The following is a 16,228-nucleotide window of genomic DNA, read 5'->3' as shown; positions in this document are numbered from 1 at the left end:
CATTTCTCCAGATTATTACTCTACGACCATTTTGCTAATCTGCCATGCTGATCTCGAGTAATAGACCTGGTTATCCAACTCTTTGTTACTTTCATAAGGATAGACAATAAACAGAGGGCCCTTGTCGCGAACGCGCATATATTGGCCGTTCATTTTTATTGCAAGGATCACGTTATATTTTGTGAAGTCTTCAATGGGAATTTCGGTCGTATAATCATTGAGCGCGGTTACACTCAGAACAGTGCCTTTGGCGCCGACCAGTTCCATGAGTTTTTTCATGGGAATACCCTCAAAGCTTGTCTGGTCATTATACCATGGGTTACGGGTACGCATGGTAACGAGGCCGATTTTTTCCAGGCCAGCGATATCAAAGACTGCAGCGCCATTTTGATTACTGTTCTCGATTTTCCCGGAGATGGTTAACACGGGTTTCCCTTCAAGCTTAGGGAGTTCCTTCCCCCAGGAACAGGTCGAAATAATCAAGAAAAGTAGGGTGATTGCCATTCTCATGCGCGATGACTCCATTAAGGAAATAGGTATGTCTTGTCGTCTATTCTGACACAAATTGTTACCAGCCAACCAGATAAGACTCCAGGACGAAACGGTCCCGTTATACTCTCGTTTAACGGTCCATGACAGCCATCCCGACGTTGTTGCTTGCCGTATCGTCATTAACAAAGATTAGCCTTCAGACGTGTCCCTGTCTCCCTTTTACACCATGATAATATGAGACAGAGCAGGTTATTAAAATTGGACGAAGGCGGAATTTGAAAAAATTGTCGTTTCTAATCCCCCGTTGCGTCTTAAACGGTCAGAATTTGTGCGGAGTGGTCAATTATTGCTACGGAATACCCTCAGGAGAGGTGCACATTGCGCCCTTATAAGCAGGTTAAAAGAGCAATGTCGTGCTATCGAGCGATCAATCCGACACAAGAATATTGTCGATCACCGGCTGGACGATTTGCTGAAATACTTTCGCGTCGTTAAACGCGCGTGCGGCTAACATGGCACCATGTACCGTTGCCATTAACTGCCCCGCCTCGCTGGCGTGGGTTGACCGGACAGTAAAGCATTTTTCCCTTTCTCCTCTCTGAAGCAACTCCGTCAGCCAGCCAGAGAGATCGGCGAAATGTCCCGTCACTTCCGAAACGACTTCGGGCGGCAACGTCGGCAGTTCGGCGGCAAGCATCGCGCAGATACAAAATGGCGCAGAACCGTCCTGGATGCATTTGGCCCAATAATCGGCATAGGCCTGAAGTTCGGCAACCGGATTATTTAGTTGATGGCTTAATGCCTGCATTCCGGCGCGGGCCTCCTGGCGATACTCGCTCACAACGACCCTTACCAGCTCCGCCTTGCTTGAAAAATGGTGGTGAATACTCGCCTTGCGAATATTCACCTTTTCAGAAAGGTCGGCAAAACTGAAGCTTCGGTAGCCACCGGTGGTAAGCAATTGTCGGGTGAAAAATACAATGTCGTTTGCTTTCTGTGAACGTTCGGTGGACATAGCCGTAACCCATTGTCAGTATACAGATCAATAAGATATCAGAGAGCAGAGCGAAAACCTACCGACAGGCCGCCTTTACTGCCGCCGTCTGCCGGTCCCCGCCATACTGTCAAAGACGCCATCTCGCAGCACTAACGCATGAAAAAGCGCGGCCGCCAAATGCAGCATCACGGTAGCAAATAGCATCAGCGCAACCAGAGAGTGCAAAGGCCGCAGAATGGCAAACCAGTCGTTATTCACCGGAACAATGGGTGGCAAAACAACCCCGCCGCCGAGGGTGATGGGGTACCCCGCCGCTGACTGCATCGCCCAGCCAATCAGGGGCTGAAGGAACATCATGAGGTATAACGCCCAGTGGGAGAGATGCGCTATCAGGCGCTGCCAGGCCGGTATGGAAGCCGGTAGCGAAGGGACGGAGGTATAAAACCTCAGCCATAGCCTGACCACCACCAGAACCAGAATCATCAGCCCCAGCGGTTTGTGGATCGCCACCAGCAGGGCATGCTTCGACGAAATAGTTGAAACCATCGCAATGCCGATAAACAGCATTGCCACGATAGCCGCTGCCATGAACCAGTGCAGAATGCGCAACGCCGGATGGAAATAAGCAACCTGTTTCATAAGCCAGCTCCTGACTGTCGGGACTGTTCACGGGTACGCGCATTGTAGGATTTGGCATAGGCCGCCGAGCGCGCATTCAGTAAAGGATCGTCCGAAGGGGCAATGCCATCGGGCAAAATCAGCGGATCGTAGTTGATGTCATTGCACGGACCGTTTTGCTGCGGTGTTGCACGCGTCAGCACGAGCATGCCGGCATTGATGGTTTGCCGATCTTCAGGCCAAACCTGGCTTGCATCGTTGCCCGGATCGCCCGGTTTAGCGACGGTAATCATCAGATCCCATTTCAGCGGCCCTTGCTTCAGGCGCTCTTCAAGATCGTGTTGCAGAAAATCTTTATCATTTTTATCCGCCTCGCTCATCGGCTGAGAGCCAATATGCGGCACCATACTCCAGCGGACCAGATGCTCTTTACCCGCTTTATCAATAAAGCGAAATGCATTCAGGCTATTAAAGCGATCGCTTGCCCAACTGGATGAAGGTACATACTGCTTTGCCCAGGCGAGGTAGGGTTGCATCTGAGGATGCGCGATCACAAACGCCTTAAGCTTATCGGGGTTGGGTTTACCGGTTGCCGGATCGGGCAGAGTCAGGTTTTGCAGCGCATAGAAGTCTTCAACGGTAGAGACCGGAAAGCGTGGCATCGCGTTCATGCCTGTTCGCCACTGCTCGCCGTTGCTCTGCCTGAATTGCAGCGCCATGCTGCGCACGGGAACGGCATAATCCGGCGCTTTTGGGTTACCCCCTGCGATGGCGAAACGTCCCGTAACCGGCGTTTCGCCAGGGGCAAACAGCGCTGCTCGCGATAACGAACTGACCTGGCCATTAGAGATAAAATCCCCCACCACGCACACGCCCTTCGCGTGATTGCGGCGAAAACCAGGATGTTCCCCACCCGATTTCTGCAATACCGAAACCAGTTTGTCAGACGTCAGACGATTCGGCGTCAGCCAGCCGCCTGACCAGAGAAACAGCGCTATCAAGACAAGGGGAATAATCGCGACCAGGCACAGGCGGACTATTTTTTGGCCGGTGGAAAGTGAAGTCTTCGTCATATTTTTGCTCACACAGTGAATACACAATCAAATACGCGAGAACGTATTCCTGAAAACATTAAGCACGTCTTTCGCTGCTGGCGTGATAACTCGCCCATTAAGACGCGCCACAGGATGAATGAAGCAGGATTTTTTTAACTGTAGCCCAGAGCCGCTCTTTATCTCTGTCACGTATTTTTTCATGCTGAATTTCTCGCATGAATGCCGCTTTATCAACTCCGGAAAAGCCGCCCTCCGTTTTTAATTTCCGGGCGATACTGCGAAGCGTTGATTCATCGGCATGGGCAATTTTTGCTCTCACCGCAGAGAGCGGCATCGGTGTCCTCGGTGTGTCTTCTTCCATGAGCCAGTCGGCACAATGGAAATGCTGGATAGCCTTCGCAATGTCCATCTGCAGTTGAATGAAAGACCTGACGCTCTCTCTTTCCAGCCCTGACGCGTGGGCGACAGCAAAGGCTCTTTCAAGCACGTCCCGTTCCTGTTCAGGGTCGGCAATTGCCAGACCCTGCTGCGCCTTATACGCTGCAACCTCTTTCATCAGGCAAAAACGCAGGTTGATACTCATGCCAGGGCCGGAAAAAACCTCGATCGCTGTCGTTGTTTCCGCAATGCCATCTCCCTGAATGGATGGCCCTGCCGCTAACTCATGCTTTTTCTCCATTACCGATCTCACTTATCGCATAGGTAAAAAAATAACGTTCTCAGGCCCGGATCCGGTTGGCTGGAAAGCGAACAAAAACCAACCTACCAGTTGGTAGGTTTGGTGTCAATTTCATCACTCATTTTTTACTCAATGCTGGATGCCATGTTTGTTCGGAATGGTTTTCAAAAGAATTCGGGGTAAGACAGGCTGCCGAAACGGCGAGCGAGGGGGAACGAAGAAAGATGAACAGAACTCAGAAAAAACATGCGGGCAGGAATACTGCATCCTGCCCGCATACCGGCCATACGGTCATTCCACTCCCCCAGCAAAAAAAATCGTATGGCGAGTTATCTTAGGCGTGAACCATATCTGCACAATACTGGATGCCAATACCGAACGCTCCGCCATGTTTCTGGCTGATCGAAGTGGTCAGTTCGTAGGTTTCATGACGTGCCCAGTCACGTTGCAGTTCAAGCAGGTAAGTCAGGGCAGTAATCGGCTTTGCGCCAGCCTGAATCATGCGTTGCACAGCGCGTTCGTGAGCTTCTGCACTCATGTCACCGCTGGCGTCTGTGACGATATAGACGTCAAAACCTTGCTCAATGGCAGACTGAACCGGACCATTCAGACAGACCGAGGTCCACAGACCTGCAAACACCAGGCGGTCGCGCTCCAGTTTGTTGACGGCATCAACAAAATTACCATCTTCCCATGCGTTTGAGGTGGATCGGTTAACGTACGACGCGTCATCCGGGAATACCGCTGAAACTTCAGGAAATACCGGGCCCGCAAAATCATGGCGTGAAATCGTCGAAACAAGGGTCGGAATATTAAACCCCTTACCTGTTTCCGCGAGGACTGCGGTATTTTGTCTCAGCAGGCCGATATCAATATTTTTCACATTGAACGCCATCTGGCTCTGGTGATCCAGCAGGATCAGCGCATGGTTTTCCGGGCTTAACAGATTTCTGGCCGCTGCAGGTGTTGCTTTAATCGTCATAATAGTTTCCGCGATGTTTATTTAAATTTATCAGTGTATTAACGACCTGATTCGTGAACTCGGGAAAACTATACAAAACGAAATATTCTTTTGTCCGTTCATTTTTGCAAAGGGCTTATTGCAAAAATGAACGCTGTGAAATATTAATGAATTTTATATGAAAAAAGGAATTAACATGTTTGTCCGAATATTCTCTTTCTGTTCTCTGCTAAATAGTGGGAACAGTGATTCATAAATTCCCTTATTTTTGCTGATTTCCTCACATCAGGATGCGCGAGCAGCCAAATGTCTTCACCCAGTCCCTCCACGATGGGGCTAATCTGAGCCAGTTTATCTATCTGATTGCCATGCATGCAGGGTAACAAACCGATCCCAATGCCGCTTGAGATTGCCGACGCAACACTGAGAACGGAGTCGCCGCGAAAGGTGATATTTTTCTCGGGAATATTTTTTTCAATCCACAGAAAGGCGTTTAACTTAGACATTGCGTAATGGAAGGAGACCCAGCGATGCTCCGTGAGCGTCATAGCATTGACTTGCTTTTTTTCCCATTGTTCACGTAAACCATACACTGCCCAGAACGCCGATCCCACCTTGCGGCCGGAAAGATGCTCCGGAATGTCTCTGGTGGCTCGAAACGCGATATCTGCCCCGCCATCGAACAAATTGACGGATTCATTTCCTGTCGAGACCTGAAAGGTAATGTGGGGATTTACCCGGCTAAATGACGCGATCAGCGGGTTAAGGTAATCCTGCAAAAGGGCATCTGACGTGGTGACCCTTATCTCCCCCGAAAAACCGCATTCATCCTCTTCAATGTTCTGTAGAACATAGTGGATATCCTCTTCAATGCGGTGTCCCAGGGCGATCAGCGCGGTTCCGGCTTTTGTCGGAACGTAGTGGGTACGGCGACGCAGAAAGAGGGCTAATGCCAGCGACGTCTCAATGGCCCCCAACCGACGAAACAAGGTGGAATGATTGATGCCCAGAGCATCTGCGGCGCGTGACAGATTACCGTGCTCACCTATAGCCATAACGGTTTTCAAATCATCCCAGGAAAAGTTCTGGGAGGTCATTTTCTTCATACTCTTTAAATCCAAATATCTTATCGGCAGGCCAGCTGTAAAAATTGCTGGCGGATGCGCTCGGCAATGGCATTGACCACCGCCGCACTCTCCAATATCAACCCGGAAGGGACGTTTCCCGCAGGTGTAGTGACGATATTGACTATTGCCTGCGCGGCATGACCGTGCAGGCCTCATCGCTCATTTACCCCGAAAGCGTATGCATCCGCCTGTCGGGGGGATTAGGCGAAGCCACCATTTACACGAATAACCTGCGAGTTGATCCAGCTCCCGTCCGGACCGGCGATCATCGCTACTGCGCTGGCGATCTCTTCTGGGGTACCGATGCGCTCGAGCGGGGCCAGTTTTGCAACGGCCGCAACCTGCTCTTCGCTCTTACCGTTAAAGAAGAGCTCAGTCCCGGTGGGTCCCGGGGCAACGGCATTAACGGTGATATTTCTGCCCCGCAGTTCGTTTGCCAGCACGTGTACAAGCCCTTCCACGCCTGCTTTTGAGGCGATATAGGGACCATAAGCCGGGAAGGATTTGCCGATCACGCTCGTCGAAAGGGCAATGATTCTGCCGCCTTCACTCACGGTTTCAGCCGCATTTGCCAGCACCAGAAATGCGCCACGCAGGTTGGTATGAATGACACGATCAAAATCGTGAAGACCGGCAGGGGTAATCTTCGCCATTGGCATGATCCCCGCGCTGTGCACCACCACATCCAGTCTGCCGGTAACCGCTTTCGCTTGCTGGAACAAGTGGCTGACGTCCGCTTCGCTGGCAACATCAGCCTGAATCGCCGTCGCACGGCCACCTTTAGCAACGATGCTCTGCACGGTTTGCTCTGCCGCCTCGGCATTACCTGCGTAATTCACGATAGTGGTAAAACCGTCCCGCGCGAGACGCTCAGCAATGGCGCGGCCGATACCACGGGAACCGCCCGTAACAAGGGCAGTTTTATTGACTTTGTCCATCGTTCTCTCCGGTTTCAGTGAAAGGGGGTCTGAATGGAGATATTAATGTTTTAGCGGGAGAGATAAATGGGTGATATTTGATAACATAATTCCATTATCGTTAATAATCGCCTTCAGGATCCGTGATGGATAAATTTGATACCATGCTGCTCTTCACCCGCATTGTAGAGCTTCAAAGCTTCAGTCAGGCCGCGGACCAGCTAGGGATCCCCAGAGCGACGGCCAGCAATGCAATAAAAAGCCTGGAGAAAAACCTGGAGTGTCGTCTGCTGGAGCGGACGACCAGACACGTGCGGGCCTCGCTGGATGGCGAGGCATTTTATGAACGCTGCGTGCATATTCTTTCTGAACTGGACGATGCGGAGTCTTCCCTGCGTCATTCCGGCGTAAGACCACAGGGGATTTTGCGCGTGAATCTTCACGGGGCCCATGCGACCCGCATTGTACTGCCCCGTATTGACGAGTTTCACGCCCGCTATCCCGCCATCAGGCTGGTTATCAGCAGTGGGGATCGTCTGGTCGATCTGATTCGGGAAGGCGTTGACTGCGCCGTACGCGCGGGCAAGCTCTTTGATTCATCATTAATTGCCCGGCCTTTAGCCCAGATGCCTCAGGTTATCTGCGCCAGTCCGGACTATCTTCGTAAGCACGGCCGACCGATGACCCCTGACGATCTGCTTTCTCACCAGAGCGTCAATTTCTTTTCCACCAGCCGGGGTAAGAATTACCCTCTGGAACTCATTGTTAACGGTAAAGAGAAAAGCTATCCGACCAAAGGCTGGATGACTGTGAATGACGCAGAAAATTACGTTATTTGCGCGTTGCGTGGATGTGGGCTGGTTCAGCTTCCACGTTATCATGTGGACGATGCCCTTCGGGATGGCCTGCTACAGGAAGTGTTAAGCGACTGGAAAAGCCCGGCCATGCAACTTTCGGCTATCTATCCACAGCACCGACAGCTTTCTCCCCGTGTCCGGATTTTTGTAGACTGGCTGGTTTCTCTCTATCGGGAACGCTTTGAGGTGAACGCTTAATGGCTGCGTAAACCGTCGCTCACGTTGACGGCGCCGCGGGATCGGCAAGCATCGCATCGGCGATATCCAGCATAACCCGCAGGCGATCCATATGCCGGAGGTCAGAGTGATACCCTACCCATATATCTTTGGACGGCGGTGGCTCCGGCATGCTGATAGCCGCTAAGCCGGTGATGGCATCACCAAGCGGGCGCGGTAACACGGCGATGCCCATTCCGCGCTGGCACATCTGTGCCTGTACGGCCCGGCTGGTACTGGTGAACACACGTCGTGACTGGGGGAACCTGTCGAGCAGCCAGGCGACGTCAGAGAAGTGGGATTGTGCCGTGTTCATCAGAATAAGCCCCACTGCGGCCGGATCGTGTCGGGCGATATCGGCGATTTCCGGCGTTCCATATAGCGCATAGGGGATGCGCATCAGGCGGCGCTGGACAATATCCGGTTCGGTAAAGGGAACGATGCGAAACGCAATGTCGGCATCACGCCGCGACAGGTTAAGTAAGCGGTAGCTTGCGATAAGCTCCGGCACAATCGCCGGATGGCGGCGCGTCAGTTCCTCCAGGACCGGTGCGAGAACATAGTTGGCAAACCACTCTGCTGAAGAGATCCGCAATATCCCTTCAAGACGTTCGTGATTACCGGCGAGACGCCGCTCCATCGCCAGCGCGGAGTTTTCCATCGCTTCTGCCAGCTTCAGCACCCTATCGCCGGCGTCGGTTAGAACCAGACCCTCCTGTGTCCGGCGAAATAGCGCTTGCTGCGCCTCTTCCTCAAGCGCCTTTATCCGGCGACCAATCGTCGGATGGCTCACACCCAGGCTTCGTGCCGCCTCGCCGAAAGAGCCCTTACGCATAACTGCAAGAAATACCCGGACGTCGCCCCATTCCATGCCAGTGTCTCACCGTACAAAAATGAACATTGAATATACAAAAGTGGCAGTTCCAAAACAACTTTGTCGATATCACTATAGCGTCCTCACCCCCCCAGTCAGGAAATGAATGACATGTACAAATTAAAAGACAAAGTGGCGATTGTAACCGGTGGTTCCAAAGGCATCGGAGCCGGGATTGCCCGTCAACTGGCGTCTGACGGCGCGAAGGTCATTGTCAATTACGCGTCAGGCAAAAGTAGTGCTGATAACGTCGTTGCCGATATACAGGCTGCCGGCGGGCAGGCGGTAGCGGTCGCGGCGGATGTCACCCGCCAGGCTGAGGTTGAGGCGCTGGTTAACGCGGCCATCGACATTTTCGGGCGGCTGGACATTGTGGTGAACAACGCCGGCATTTATGAGTTCGCCCGCATTGAAGAGAGCACAGAGGCACTCTACCGCAGACAATTCGACATCAATGTTCTGGGCCCGCTGTTAATGTCCGGCGCTGCTGCGCCGCATCTGAATAAAGGCAGCAGCATCATTAACATCAGTTCGTTCGTCACCCGCGTCTTTATCGCCGAGAGTGCCATCTACAGCGGCACCAAAGGGGCGATCGATGCTATTACCGGGGTACTGTCACGAGAACTCGGCCCCCGGGGAATTCGCGTCAACGCGGTCAACCCAGGCCTTATCGAAACGGAAGGCAGTCATAGTGCAGGCGCGATGAACTCGGACTTCCAGACATGGAATGAAAAGCAGACCCCGCTCGGCCGCATCGGTCAGGTGCAGGATGTTGCGCCGATCGTCTCATTTCTCGCATCAGACGATGCGGGATGGATCACCGGTGAGGTGATTCTTGCCTCTGGTGGCATGCACTAACGCCCTGCCTCTCAATCTCTGCACATAACTGTTACCTGTGGAGTGTTCCATGTCGACCCCTATCCTCCCGCAAGCCGAGCCGCGTCGCTGGGCAATGTTTGTCATCCTGCTGGTTGGCGCATTTTTGCCCCCGCTCGATTTTTTTATCGTCAATGTTGCACTGCCTGCTATTCAGAACGAGCTGAGCGCCTCTTCCTCTGCTGAACAGCTGGTCATTTCGTCCTATGCAGCCGTGTATGCCGTAACCTTAATTACCGGCGGCCGTCTGGGTGATATTTATGGTCGTGGGAAGATGTTTTTTATAGGGCTTATCGGTTTTGCGGCGGCATCGCTGCTGTGCGGTTTAGCCTGGTCACCATGGGTACTGATTAGTGGACGCGTGTTACAGGGTGCTACGGCCGCGATTATGGCACCTCAGGCACTGGCTTCCGTACAGGCCATTTTTCCGGAAGCGGAAAAACCGTTCGCGTTGAGTATCTATGGCGCTGTATTTGGCCTCGCCTCGGTTATCGGGCAGGTAGTGGGCGGTATCCTGATCTCAGCGGATCTGTTTCACCTGGGATGGCGCGCTATTTTTCTCGTTAACTTGCCGGTGGCGCTGCTGGTCATTCTCTTCGGGCTGCCACTGCTGAAAGAGACGCGTGCGCCATCCGCACAACGACTGGACCCGGTCGGCATGTTACTGGCGACCGCCACGTTGAGTGCGCTGATTGTGCCGTTAATTGAAGGCCGTGAAGCGGGATGGCCCTGGTGGACATGGCTGTCATTTCTGGCTGTCCCGCTGCTGGCGTCGCTGTTATGGCGTTATGAGCGTCGCCTTAGCCAGAACGGCGGTTCGCCTCTGCTTGATCCGGTCGTGTTACGCGCACCGGGGCTGGGCCAGGGGCTGGCGATCGTTTTGCTGTTTTATTCTATCGGGGCCTTCTTTCTTTTGTTCTCCGTTTATCTACAAGATGCGTTGCAGTTAAACGCCCTGACTGCGGGCCTGCTTTTTCTGCCTTTTGGCGTAGGTTTTCTGATCGGTCCGTTGCTAACACCTTATCTGAGGCGTTTTGTCGGCAATTACCTGAGCGCAATCGGGATGGGATGCGAGACGTTGGGGTTAGCAGGCCTGGCAGGGTTGATTGCCCATACTATGACGGGTAACGCACCGTCCATGCTGCCACTCGCCGTATTGCTTTTTATCACCGGCCTCGGCCAGGGACTGGCGATGCCGACGCTGGTCCGGATGGTGACAGGCCGCGTTGCACCGGCGTTTTCAGGCATGATTGCCGGGGTAACCAGCTCGACACTCCAAATCAGCACTGCACTGAGCGTCGCCGTCATCGGTGGCATTTTTTACAGCATGCTGGACACCGGCAGAAGCGGTGCAAATATTACGCATGCCTTTATCGTCGCCCTTCTGGCGATGGCGATATGCCTGGCCACGGGTGCCGCGCTAAGCATCCGGCTTATCCGGCAGGCCTCCGGTTTATTTTCTGCTGCGAGCGGCGCGTCTATCAAGTAACGTAACAGACAATCAACTGGCTGAGGGGTGGACATCCTTGCTCATGTTCCTCCCCAGCGTACCGTTTACCCGTAGCACGTACTCCTGCATCAACCTGAGAAAAAATCATGAAAAAATCGATAGTCCCTGAAGAATTTCAACACTATTTCGATGACTGGCACTTCTCGCCTGTCATCGAAGCAGATGGCACGGTGTATCTCTCTGGTGTTACCGCGGCACGGAAGGACAAACCGATAAGTCAGCATCCGGAAGAACAATTCCATGATGCGTTTTATAAGCTTGGTGTTTATTTGAAAGCCGCAGGCTTAGGGTATGAAAATATCCTTGAGATGACCACTTTTCATATTGATCTAAAAAAACATATAGACGTTTTTTCTAAAGTGAAAGATGAATATGTAAAGGCGCCCTACCCAGCATGGACCGCGATAGGCGTATCAGCGTTCATTCCAGAAAATGCGCTGGTGGAAATGCGGATTGTGGCTAAAAAATAGTACCACCGTGTGTCCCCAAATCACCCCAGGCACGAACCGGATCGGCTTAAGCGCCGCAAGGTCTGCTACGAACAAACGGCAGACCTCGACGAGACGACAATGTCTTCATCAACTGCAATAGGCTATGTTTACAGATTCAGAAACCCTGGCAATGGCACTGCGGCCAGAAAATGGGACTTGCCGATGAATGCAGAGAACCTTCCTGTGGTACTTATCCCGGGATTTATGCTTGATGAAACACTGTGGGACGATTTTATCACCGCATTTCCCGAGCGCAGGCTCTTTATACCTACGAGCCTGGGCCAGGGAACCACAATCCAGGATATTGCCGCTAATATAGTCCAGAAACTACCGGAGCGTTTTGTGCTGGCCGGCTTTTCGCTAGGTGGTTATGTTGCCAGAGCTATTTATGAGGCTTTTCCGGAGCGGACAGCGGCGATGATCCTCATTGCCACGTCTCTCAGAGAGGATTCGGCAGAACAGATAAATACCCGTGTTGCTGCAGCGAATATCAATTCCTCCAGAGAATTTAGCGGGCTGAGCACAACGGCCATTAGAAAATCACTTCATGCTGATCTCGCCAGTAATACGGCCCTTATTGAGAAAATCCGTAATATGGGAAAAAGGCTGGGAGCCGATGTATTCAGAGTCCAGTCAGGGCTAAACCGCGAGCGAATATCATTAAAACCCATTTCATGCCCGACATACGTTATTGCAGCGAAACATGATCGGCTGCGTTCAACAGAAGAGGCAGAAGAACTCGCCAGGCTAACCGGAACCTGTGTGGATTATGTTGACGGTTGTGGACATCTTATTCCTCTGGAAAAACCGGATGAACTGGCCCAGCGTGTGTCCAGATGGCTCGATAAAACAGGCCTTTAAAATAACGTTGATGCAAACAGAGTCCCCCTATTCTCTGCGAATAAAACGCCAGGTCGTTTTTCTGATTTGTCTGCTTCTGGCCTTTGCTACGCATCTTCGGCTATCTGAGTTGGGAAATCGACAGTGACCAGCAGCCCGCCTTCTGCAGACGTACACAGGCCTACGCTGCTGTTGTGTTGCTGCGCAACCGCGTTGACGATTGCAAGTCCCAGTCCACTCCCGCTTTGCATCTGGTTGGGGTCGCGAAAAAATCGGTCGAATACTCGCTCCCTCAATTCAGGCCGAATACCGGGTCCGGCATCTGAGACACGAAGCTGCGTGGATTTATCCCGCGATCGTATCTCTACTTCAACCCGTCCGCCCTCAGGGCTGTACTTGACTGCGTTCTCAATCAAATTGTCAATCAGCGACATCAGGCGCTCCCTGATGCCTGTGATCCAGACTTCATCATCAGAGACGAATTCAAGCTCTATCCTGCGCTCCGTAGCCAGCGGCTCCAGTGCCGCCATTCGCTCCTGAATGAGCGTCGTCAGCGGCACTGGCTGCATAACGGTATCAATACGTGCTTCACTGTGCATCATCAGCAATAATTGATTGACGAGTCGGGCAGCCCGGCTGTTGCTGCGAATAATCCCCGCCAGTAATTCCTGTTGAGTCTCATTGCTTACATACGACTGCAGCGCCTCCACGTTGATTCGCATTGCAGCCAGAGGAGTACGCAGCTCGTGAGCGGCATCAGCAATGAAAATCCGTTCCCTTTCCGCGCTTTCGCGCACCCTGGCAAGAAACACGTTTATCGCGTCCACCATTTGGCGAAGCTCCCTGTGTTTTGGCATGGCTTTTAATGGAGAGAGATCGTCTGGCGTTCGCAAGGATATTTCATTTACGACCTTGCTCCAGGGTCGCATTGCAATACGAATTGACAGCCACGCGGGAAATAAAAGAAAAGGAATGCATACCAGTAGCGGCAATATGTAATAGCCACGCGAGTTCAGGTAGATAAAGAAGTTCCATCCTCCGGCAGGCGTCACAAGTGTCACCTCCACATCGGAGTTCCCGGATTTTAGCGTACGGCTGGTCCAGGTGCGCCCCTCACTCTCAATGCGCTGTAATTCCCCCAGTTGGGTGTTTACGACCCCTGTTGGTGCGCCATCAGATGAATAAATTATCTCGTTATGTTTGCGAATAATGAGGCTGATTGACAGTTCAGGATCTTCACCTCCGCCATATCCTTCCCGCAACGCCTTGCTGAACGTGTTCAGCACATCGGTGCGTTCCTGCGGGCGATCGTCCATACTGTCCACCAGCGTAAAAAGGGTTTCGTAGGTCTTACTGCCCGTTAATATCGGGGGGCTACGCAAGTCCTCCCACAAAACAAAAGTCAAAAAAAGACACCACAGCAAGGTCAGCAGCAGCATCTGGGCGATGATGATTCGCCGTACGAGCGTGGGGAGTCTCAGGGTACGCCAGATATTTCGCATCAATCACCGCCTTTGTAGATCGGTACAGTATCAATGACATACCCCACCCCTCTCACCGTTCGCACATAACCGTCCCCGATTTTTCGACGCAAATTCCCCATATGCACGTCGAGAGCATTACTCAGATTTTCTTTGGTGCCGAAGATTCTTTCTTCCAGAAATCGTCGTGTAAGCACGCGGTCAGCGCGCAACATTAACGTTTCAAGCAGCGCGTATTCACTTGCCGTCAACTCCACGTGACTGGCACTCACCGTCACGCGACGCGTTGGCACATGCAGAGATAACCCTCTGATTTCTAGCGCCTCATTCTGAAAACCGTAACTGCGTCGCGCAAGCGCTCTTACCCTGGCCAACAACTCGGCGAGAATAAAAGGTTTAACAAGGTAATCGTCTGCACCGGCATCCAGCCCACACAGGCGATCCTGTAGCGTGCCTCGGGCAGTCAGGATGATGACAGGGATCCCTTTGAACTGCTGCCGCAAGCAGGTCATCAGGCCCATGCCATCGCCATCGGGCAGTCCCAGGTCGAGCAATATCAGTTCTGGCACGCAGGCATCAAGCTGATGCAGCGCATCCTCTTTGCGGCGAACCCATATGACATCAAATCCTTGATCTGCAAGGGCGATCCGCACGCCATTGCCCAGATCCAGGTCGTCTTCGATTAGTAGAATTTTCACATTGGTAACGGTATCAACAGTGAATGAAGAACGTCTTAAGAAAAAAACGGTTTCGATAAATCTATCAGGTTTACTGCAGCGGTACTTGCTTCAGCGTTTCTTCATTTTCGGCTCATAAGAACCTTAGGGTGCGTATTCAAACTGAGAAAACTGGCGTGAATAACCGCTTGTATCGTCATCATTTGAATCCACAAGGACTTCTTTAATGAGAAACATCGCACTGCGTCATCAGTTTCCTCCTTTGCTCCCGCCTCGCAGCCTGAAAAAAATAGTGCCGGGAGTCGTTCTGGCGTTTCTGGCCACCCCCACACTGGCGGCAGAACAGAACCAGGGTAATGTGTTGACCCTGGGGGGAGGTGTGGATATTGCGCCACGCTATTCTGGTTCGGATAAAAGCCGCGCCACTACAGCATTAGTGCTTGATTACTCCATGGCAAATGGCGTCTTTATCAGCACCACGCGGGGTATCGGTTACGGTAACAGTGTCGGTAAGCTGGATTACAACGCTGCGCTGAGCTATCGCGCTGGCCGCAAGGATCGTGACGTGAACAGCGATTCAATAAACTCCGGCAGTGACGACTTGCGGGGTATGGGTGATGTCAAAGGATCGGCCATCATTGTGCCCGGACTGGGGTATAAGGTGACCGACTGGCTGAGTGTGCAATTGCAGGCTGAAGTGCCGATTTCTGAAAGAAACAACGGTGAGGCCCTGCATTTCGGGATTATCAGCCCGCTTTATACATCACCGAAAAATTCGCTGACGCTGGCGCTGACCACCAGTTGGGGATCCAGCAAATACATGCAGACTTACTACGGGGTGAATGCTGCACAGTCAGCAGCATCGGGGTTTTCCCGACATGATGCTGGATCCGGTATTTATGCTTACTCGCTGAATGTGGACTGGACCCACAAGCTCACCCCAGACTGGAGCGTAGCTGTCGCAACAGGTATTACGCAGTTGACGGGAGATGCAGGCAATAGCCCCATTGTTCAACGAAAAACGTCGCCCACGGGAAGTTTGAAAGTGACGTACAGCTTCTGATCGTGATGGGATGAGTGCTTCCCGACGACTTCTCGCTCTGAACTCTCAATAATATGTTTTCGTTCCGCCCCTGTCAGATAACGGGGCGGCACTCAACACTCCCTGATGCCCCCCTGACTCGGGGCATCAGAATCAATGATGCACTCTGGCGATCAGGCAGCTTTAACGGCTCTGATTTTCTTACTGCCAACCGCATCTGGCTCTGGGTTATCTGTGGCAGTGGCGGCATTGAGATCGGGAAGCTTGCTGGTACGCAGAATATGCTGCACGGCCTCTTTCTGCTCGGCGAGATACAGCCCAAGATTTTCAGCCTGCGTTTCATCCATCTGCATGCCGCTTTGCAACAGCCAGTCGGTGAACGCTTCTGCCATGTCGAGCAGTTTGTCGTGAGCGTCAGCCTCTTTTTTACTGGCAAATGTCATTTTCTCTTCACCTTTTCGTACGACAACATATTTTGTTTCAACAGCCATTATGCACCTCTCATACTGTATTTATAT

The 16,228-nt window shown here is 52.3% G+C and carries 18 protein-coding genes; 6 read left to right on the top strand and 12 right to left on the bottom strand.

What is annotated here, in order from left to right; genetic code table 11:
• Nucleotides 1-15 precede the first annotated feature (15 nt).
• The 8 genes from L462_RS21710 to L462_RS21745 form a co-directional block, all read right to left on the bottom strand.
• Nucleotides 16-510 (bottom strand): putative pterin-binding protein, encoded by a 495-nt coding sequence (locus L462_RS21710; RefSeq protein WP_020885054.1) that lies wholly within the window; start codon nucleotides 508-510, stop codon nucleotides 16-18.
• A gap of 409 nt (nucleotides 511-919) precedes the next feature.
• Nucleotides 920-1,507, bottom strand: a complete 588-nt coding sequence (locus L462_RS21715) for a TetR/AcrR family transcriptional regulator (protein WP_032677627.1) — start codon at nucleotides 1,505-1,507, stop codon at nucleotides 920-922.
• Nucleotides 1,508-1,582: 75 nt separating this feature from the next.
• Nucleotides 1,583-2,128, bottom strand: coding sequence for a cytochrome b (locus tag L462_RS21720; protein WP_014169034.1), 546 nt, complete (start codon nucleotides 2,126-2,128; stop codon nucleotides 1,583-1,585).
• Nucleotides 2,125-3,180 carry a catalase family peroxidase gene (locus L462_RS21725; RefSeq protein ID WP_032679655.1) on the bottom strand — a complete coding sequence of 352 codons (1,056 nt, stop codon included), beginning with the start codon at nucleotides 3,178-3,180 and terminating at the stop codon, nucleotides 2,125-2,127. The genes L462_RS21720 and L462_RS21725 overlap by 4 nt, the downstream gene beginning before the upstream one ends.
• Nucleotides 3,181-3,277: 97 nt before the next feature.
• Complete coding sequence (aroQ, locus tag L462_RS21730) at nucleotides 3,278-3,841, bottom strand: gamma subclass chorismate mutase AroQ (RefSeq protein ID WP_032677626.1); 564 nt, start codon at nucleotides 3,839-3,841, stop codon at nucleotides 3,278-3,280.
• Nucleotides 3,842-4,175: 334 nt separating this feature from the next.
• Nucleotides 4,176-4,823, bottom strand: coding sequence for an isochorismatase family protein (locus tag L462_RS21735; RefSeq protein ID WP_020885059.1), 648 nt, complete (start codon nucleotides 4,821-4,823; stop codon nucleotides 4,176-4,178).
• A gap of 170 nt (nucleotides 4,824-4,993) precedes the next feature.
• A complete protein-coding gene (locus L462_RS21740) occupies nucleotides 4,994-5,908 on the bottom strand; it encodes a LysR family transcriptional regulator (protein ID WP_025204722.1) in 915 nt (304 codons plus the stop codon).
• A 221-nt stretch (nucleotides 5,909-6,129) separates the two neighbouring features.
• Entirely contained in the window at nucleotides 6,130-6,867 is a 738-nt protein-coding gene (locus L462_RS21745) for an SDR family oxidoreductase (RefSeq protein ID WP_032677625.1), read from the bottom strand.
• Nucleotides 6,868-6,992: 125 nt separating this feature from the next.
• On the opposite strand from L462_RS21745, the gene L462_RS21750 reads away from it, so the two are divergent.
• Nucleotides 6,993-7,901, top strand: a complete 909-nt coding sequence (locus tag L462_RS21750; protein WP_020885062.1) for a LysR family transcriptional regulator — start codon at nucleotides 6,993-6,995, stop codon at nucleotides 7,899-7,901.
• Between the two features lie 19 nt (nucleotides 7,902-7,920).
• Here L462_RS21750 and L462_RS21755 read toward each other — a convergent pair whose 3' ends face one another.
• The gene (locus L462_RS21755; RefSeq protein WP_014169025.1) at nucleotides 7,921-8,790 is read right to left on the bottom strand and encodes a LysR family transcriptional regulator; all 870 of its coding nucleotides are present in this window, start codon (nucleotides 8,788-8,790) and stop codon (nucleotides 7,921-7,923) included.
• Between the two features lie 114 nt (nucleotides 8,791-8,904).
• Between L462_RS21755 and L462_RS21760 the strand changes: the two genes are divergently transcribed.
• From L462_RS21760 to L462_RS21775, 4 genes are all read left to right on the top strand, one after another.
• Nucleotides 8,905-9,651, top strand: a complete 747-nt coding sequence (locus tag L462_RS21760; protein ID WP_032677624.1) for a glucose 1-dehydrogenase — start codon at nucleotides 8,905-8,907, stop codon at nucleotides 9,649-9,651.
• 49 nt (nucleotides 9,652-9,700) lie between these two features.
• A complete protein-coding gene (locus L462_RS21765; RefSeq protein ID WP_032677623.1) occupies nucleotides 9,701-11,158 on the top strand; it encodes an MFS transporter in 1,458 nt (485 codons plus the stop codon).
• Nucleotides 11,159-11,265: 107 nt separating this feature from the next.
• Nucleotides 11,266-11,649: a RidA family protein gene (locus L462_RS21770; protein ID WP_020885066.1), complete on the top strand. Its 384-nt coding sequence runs from the start codon at nucleotides 11,266-11,268 to the stop codon at nucleotides 11,647-11,649.
• Nucleotides 11,650-11,748: 99 nt separating this feature from the next.
• Nucleotides 11,749-12,531, top strand: coding sequence for an alpha/beta fold hydrolase (locus L462_RS21775; protein ID WP_050595728.1), 783 nt, complete (start codon nucleotides 11,749-11,751; stop codon nucleotides 12,529-12,531).
• Between the two features lie 86 nt (nucleotides 12,532-12,617).
• Here the strand turns inward: L462_RS21775 and L462_RS21780 are convergent, their stop codons facing one another.
• Both L462_RS21780 and L462_RS21785 read right to left on the bottom strand, forming a co-directional pair.
• On the bottom strand, nucleotides 12,618-14,012 hold the full coding sequence (locus L462_RS21780; RefSeq protein WP_032677621.1) for a sensor histidine kinase: 1,395 nt from the start codon (nucleotides 14,010-14,012) through the stop codon (nucleotides 12,618-12,620).
• Entirely contained in the window at nucleotides 14,012-14,689 is a 678-nt protein-coding gene (locus L462_RS21785) for a response regulator (RefSeq protein ID WP_032677620.1), read from the bottom strand. Before L462_RS21785 ends, L462_RS21780 begins: the two co-directional genes overlap by 1 nt.
• 205 nt (nucleotides 14,690-14,894) lie before the next feature.
• On the opposite strand from L462_RS21785, the gene L462_RS21790 reads away from it, so the two are divergent.
• Nucleotides 14,895-15,731: a MipA/OmpV family protein gene (locus L462_RS21790; protein WP_032677619.1), complete on the top strand. Its 837-nt coding sequence runs from the start codon at nucleotides 14,895-14,897 to the stop codon at nucleotides 15,729-15,731.
• Nucleotides 15,732-15,883: 152 nt separating this feature from the next.
• On the opposite strand, the gene L462_RS21795 is transcribed toward L462_RS21790, so the two are convergent.
• Nucleotides 15,884-16,201 carry a YebG family protein gene (locus L462_RS21795; protein ID WP_032677618.1) on the bottom strand — a complete coding sequence of 106 codons (318 nt, stop codon included), beginning with the start codon at nucleotides 16,199-16,201 and terminating at the stop codon, nucleotides 15,884-15,886.
• Nucleotides 16,202-16,228 lie beyond the last annotated feature (27 nt).

This window comes from Enterobacter sp. BIDMC 26 (assembly GCF_000534435.1).
Taxonomy (GTDB): domain Bacteria; phylum Pseudomonadota; class Gammaproteobacteria; order Enterobacterales; family Enterobacteriaceae; genus Enterobacter; species Enterobacter ludwigii.
The sequence above is the reverse complement of the archived record's forward strand: the minus strand, read 5'-3'. Positions and strand labels throughout refer to the sequence as shown.